Raw genomic sequence first — 5,188 nt, forward strand, 5'->3', positions numbered from 1 at the left:
TCCCTTCAGAGGGGAGCACCCAATCATCGCCCAGCGGCAGCGTCAATCACCCCGATCGGGCAATCCAAAGCATTCCGCGCAAGTCAAGGCCGGGCACGGCGATCCTCTCGTGACGCTCACGATCATCCGTCGAGCGTGTGTCGGGCCGGACTCCATCACGGGAGCGGCGACCGAAATCGTGCTTGCTGCCCTGTCCGAATTGGATGGCCCTAAGCCTCGCCCTTAGAGCCTGACCGGAAATGCGACGAGTCAATTCAAGAGGCTACGCGAGGCGACTGCAACAGCGTCATGGCCGGGCTTGTCCCGACCATCCACAACTTCGCGTCACTTCAGCAACGACGGTTGGATGCCCGTGACGAGCTCGGGCATGAGGAGGCGGGACCGGGGCCCGTGATTTGGATCAAGGCGCCCGCACCTTTTGCGTCAGCCTTGCCAACATTGTCCTTTTTCGAGCCAGTGGCAGATGCGCTGCGGAGTTTGCCCAGCGCATTCGTCCAGTCCCGAACGCGAGCGACCTTGATAAAGGCGTCAAGCGCTGGCGAATACTGCCTTCCCGCCACGGCCAAAAGCTGCACCTCTCGCCGGACGGGGTCGCCCTCAATTGGAATAGCGGCGAGCGACGGCAGCCTGGGAGCGTGCTCTGGCGCCAGGATGGCTCCAAAACCGGCGGATGCCATTTGCTGAAGATGCCTTTCCTCAGCGCTCCTGTGCACAACCTTAGGGCCTGGATGGTCGGCAAAACAAGCCTGCTTGAATCGGCCTGCGACGTCGCATCCGACCCTTTCGAGAAATACCGCCTCATGCAAGTCTTGGAGTGGGATAACGGTCTGCCTCGCCATCGGATGTTTCCGTGACAGGACGAGCACGTATCGCTCCTCGAACAGGGGCCAGCGATCGATACGCTCAGGTAGCTCCACGGCGCCACCGACGAGTGCGGCATTGATCTCGCCATCCAAAAGCATTGCAACGAGCCCGTTGGCGTCTGCCTCGCGCAGATCAATTCGAAGGTCAGGGATGATCTTGACGAGCTCCAAGAGCAATTCCGTGAGGAGTGCGGCGGAGACTGACGGCACCAGCCCGATCTTGAGCGGGGCGATTGTCTTCTTTTGATAGCCGCGCGCCTGAAGCCGTACCGCCTCCGCGGCGGCAAATATTTTCTCCAGCGTGGGCAAAATCATCTTGCCCAGCTCGGTCAGCTGGGTGAGGTGACGTTCACGGTGAATCAACGTGCCACCGAGATCTTCCTCCAGCTTTTGTACCGCCTTTGTCAGCGCCGGCTGCGTCACATTGCATTGCTTCGCAGCCTGCGTAAAATTGAGCGTCCTTGCTAGGGCTAAGAAATATCGCACCTGATAAAGCTGCAGCCGCATACTCATACTCGCAAGTTTTGCCGTGGTTCGGATCGTTCCAGTTCGTTGCGATAGCAGGCGGGGGCGATGGTCAAGCGGTTTGTCGCGGAGCTCCCGCGGAAACAGATATTGTGTGCCGGCTCGGAATTGTCGACCCGCGCCTTTCGGAAATGTTTCTCATCTTGCGGTAAAGTGTTCTGACCGACATTGTTTCCTTTTAACGTCGCGGTTGCGTAGAATATCGTAACCGCGAGACCAGCGATAAGTATCGTCGTGTCCCCAAGACTAGGACAAGCTCAATCCGAGGATCCGAAACACGTGTCCGATCGTCCAAATCTTGCATTGCCACGCTTGGTGTCCTTGACGGTCGCATCGGCTCCATTAGGCGATGCAGTTGACGCTGGGAATATGGCGCACATCCTTGTTCTCCGTGACGCTGCTGTGCCTGATTTGTTGCGGACTAGAGATAGAGCGGCTTGATCGCGGCGTTAAGCGCAGTTCTTGTTACGGCGCTCTCATTCTTGCAAAGTTTGTTGAATGAGTATTTCATGGGGCTTGCGTCTGTAGCGCTGGCGTGCTCGCCTAAAGGGTAACCGCCTGACGGAATCGTTCGGCGTCGACCTTCGCATCCCTTTCGACCTTCTGCGACAGTCAATGCCTCCGAGGGTGCTGACCGAAGCCCGATAGGTGGGCCTCTCCGAGTTCGTAGGAGAATTCTTCGGTCAGGGAAAAGGATACATTGAACCCATCCGGCGTGCCGATCGTCAGGATGCGAAGATCGTCTGGGCCTTTCTCAATCTGAAACTCTTCCGCCGGATAAGTAATGCGCATTCGCGGGTCGCCGTGCGCTCGTTTCACTGCAGACGACGCTATCGTCGGCATTGTCATCAGAAGCGACGACAATGTGTCGATCGTCATTAGGAGGCCGACGGTCTGGCCGGCAACATCCTTGATGATCAACCTGACCGCAGTGCCGTCAGCCGCCGTCTCGAAATTGATTAGTCTGTCGATCAGGATGTCGGTCACCGTGATCTCTCCTCTTTCATCTGTTGCGGATCGTGCGGCTTGTCCACCTTCGCATAGGCCATAGCCCGTTATGTTAAGATGTCCTATGTGATCGCATTTCCAATACTGTACGGATCCGCAGTACGTGAGCATATTCAGCCGCTCCCTGGCTCTCAGTTGGACACAGCGTTCACCCGGCGTGCGGTTGCACGAGGCTTTGTCGACTAGATCGACACAACAATTGCCCGAGACCATTACCAATGGAATTCGTGATTTTCCTACACTCACTCGTGAACCTATCGATACCGGGCAGGTTAGCGATACCGGGAAGGAGTGAGGGATCGACCGCAGAAAGGGTCACGGCCGATGCAACAAACCCAGTTCCCGCAACGCCGCTCACTTTCGACATGAGCTCAGCGACTCCGATAGTCCTTAGCTGCCGCGCTATGCTGTGCTCTATGCCACAGCTTGATCGATGAACAGTGTTACCAAGGTCATGCAGATGTTCGCTCCGTCCAGATTGAAGGAATATCCAGTCGGAGCGATCACTACGACCGCGTACTTGGCGCGATCCAATAGGATCTTGGCTAGCACAGGCTTCACTTGTCAGTCGTTACCGCTGAATGGCCAAGCAGGCAGCATATCCTTCTCGAAAGATTCCCGACCGCTTTCATCGAAGCGTCTGAAGAGCTCTTGGATTTCGTCCTTCATGAGAACGATTTGTGAGTAGCCCACGAGTTCACCGTCGACCTTTATCGGCGACACCGTCACCAGAATGGTGATCTTGCCATACGGGCGAGCCACGTAGTGGACCGGATCTGTTCTACCCTCCTCAAACAATTTCAGCATCGCGTCGAAGCGAGGATTCGTGATCTTTCTTCTGTGATGGTTTCTAACGTCCTTGCCGATGTACTCCGGCTTACGATCCAGCCTGTTCGCGGCCCATTGATTGTAGAACATCACCCGACCCTCTCGGTCGAGAATGGTCACACCCACTCCAGCGTGCTCGATCAGCCCACCCGCCCACTGACTGACCGTCCAACCCGGCAACACGCGTTGCTGCGTCACTTCTGGTAATTTTTCATCCATGGCACGCTCCTACATCATTGAGGTTCGAAAAACACTTGCACCTCGACCGGCGCATTGAAAGGGAGTCCCCCGAATGCGACTCGCGCGTGTTCGCCAGCTTCGCCGAACACGTCACGCCTCCTGATATTTGCCGTACATGGCACAATCTACGCTATTATCCCGCTATCGGCAAGTCTGCGGTGCATTGCTTCACCTGTATTTGACGAAAACGGGGAAGCCGTCGCCGCCCGTATCGGTGTCCGGCCCAACTCTCCGTTTCGGTGGGGAGCGGCTTCCGCATCTCGGGAAAATTGTGCTTCGCACCGCGCGCGCGATTTCAGCAGAAATTGGCGGCGGCAATTCGCGCAGCTACTCGTCCGATTTGGAGTCTAATTGATGCCCTCGCTCGAAAGTGCCATTATTCTCCGAGATCGGATACTTAAAGCGCCTGGGTTAGCACGAAAAATGCAATCGGACTTGAATCTAAACCTGTTTCATCTGCGAGCGGCTGTTTGCGTGGCTAAGCAAGCAAGCTTTGTTGCTGCCGCCAACGAACTTCATGTATCGCAGTCCTCGCTTTCAAGGATGATTCAATCGCTGGAGGAGATGCTTGGCACGAGCCTATTTATTCGAACGACTCGGCGTGTTGAGCTGACGCCTGCAGGAATTGACCTCATCGCGATGGCAGAACGGATAATTGGGGACATAGACATCACGCTCGATAACATGACCAGCTATAGTAACCAAAAGAGAAGTCAGGTCATCGTGTCGTGCCTAATGTCTGTGGTTCCTGGCGGCTTACATCGGGCGGTCGCTAAATTTCACAAAAAATTCCCAAGCACCGAAGTTCACGTAAGGGAAGGCATCCAGGAGCAGGTCGAACAGGACATTCGGAGTGGAAAAGCTGATATCGCGATTGCCGCAATTGATAAGGCGGCAACAGAGTTCGAAAATAGGAAACTAATTACCGAAGAGGTCTTAGTCGGGTTTGCCAAGCCACATGAATTTCAGAATTTGGAGCAAGTGCCGTTTTCTCGCTTGAAAGGCCAATCGCTGGTTTCCTTTCCGAGAGGGGCCAAAATGCGGGAGCTTGTCGATTCTGCGGCTGCTACAGCCGGGTTTTCGCTTCGACACTCGTTCACAGCGAGTCAGCTTCTCACTTTGGCTTCAATCACTTCGTCCGGCGTGGGCGTCGCTCTTGTTCCATCAAGCGCAACCGATCTGTTTTCCAAGCTTCGGCTTGAGCTAAGGCCACTCGTTCACCCGAAATTAGTTCGGCATCTGGGGATCATTCGCCTTCTAGCCCGACCGAAAACAACTGTTGCTGATGAATTTAGCAACTTCATCGTCGATGCCTTTAAAGAGTGAGGAGGCATAAACCAACTTACGAAAGTTGATTTGATCAAATTGAGCTAATGCCGTCGACGTCCAAGCATCTATTGGGAAATCTAATACACCCGTTTCTTCGGTGGAATGTATTGCACGTCCGAGGTGAGCGTGTAGCTGTGAACAGGGCGCTTATCTATTGTAGTTGAACCGCCGGCTTCGTTAAACCAGCAAAGAGTGTGATGCATCCAATTGACGTCGTCCCTTTCGGGAAAGTCCTCACGCGCGTGGGCTCCACGCGACTCCGTTCTACTGTAAGCGGTAAGAGCTCCCACGTTCGCAGTGATCAGCGGGCGCGTGCGTAGCGGATCGGCATCCAGTATTGGCGCAGCGCCTCGACGGCCGCTGGGATATCGAGGTGGGCATTGCGAAGAAAGTCC

At 55.2% G+C, this 5,188-nt stretch carries 4 protein-coding genes and 1 pseudogene; 1 reads left to right on the forward strand and 4 read right to left on the reverse strand.

Translation table 11 applies throughout. From position 1 onward, the window contains the following. Positions 1-329 precede the first annotated feature (329 nt). The 3 genes from ACZYOF_RS41990 to ACZYOF_RS42000 all read right to left on the reverse strand — a co-directional run bounded on the left by ACZYOF_RS41990 (position 330) and on the right by ACZYOF_RS42000 (position 3,443). The gene (locus ACZYOF_RS41990; protein WP_282531510.1) at positions 330-1,370 is read right to left on the reverse strand and encodes a LysR family transcriptional regulator; all 1,041 of its coding nucleotides are present in this window, start codon (positions 1,368-1,370) and stop codon (positions 330-332) included. A 630-nt stretch (positions 1,371-2,000) separates the two neighbouring features. Continuing rightward, positions 2,001-2,375, reverse strand: a complete 375-nt coding sequence (locus tag ACZYOF_RS41995; RefSeq protein ID WP_282531509.1) for a hypothetical protein — start codon at positions 2,373-2,375, stop codon at positions 2,001-2,003. A 585-nt stretch (positions 2,376-2,960) separates the two neighbouring features. Beyond that, the gene (locus ACZYOF_RS42000; protein WP_282531508.1) at positions 2,961-3,443 is read right to left on the reverse strand and encodes a PAS domain-containing protein; all 483 of its coding nucleotides are present in this window, start codon (positions 3,441-3,443) and stop codon (positions 2,961-2,963) included. Between the two features lie 375 nt (positions 3,444-3,818). Here ACZYOF_RS42000 and ACZYOF_RS42005 point away from each other — a divergent pair, with 375 nt between their 5' ends. Then, positions 3,819-4,790 (forward strand): LysR family transcriptional regulator, encoded by a 972-nt coding sequence (locus tag ACZYOF_RS42005; RefSeq protein ID WP_463719416.1) that lies wholly within the window; start codon positions 3,819-3,821, stop codon positions 4,788-4,790. Between the two features lie 80 nt (positions 4,791-4,870). Here ACZYOF_RS42005 and ACZYOF_RS42010 read toward each other — a convergent pair. Beyond that, positions 4,871-5,188 (reverse strand): annotated as a pseudogene (locus ACZYOF_RS42010) (hypothetical protein); the annotation flags it as partial.

This window comes from Bradyrhizobium sp. LeoA1Lang (assembly GCF_055413685.1).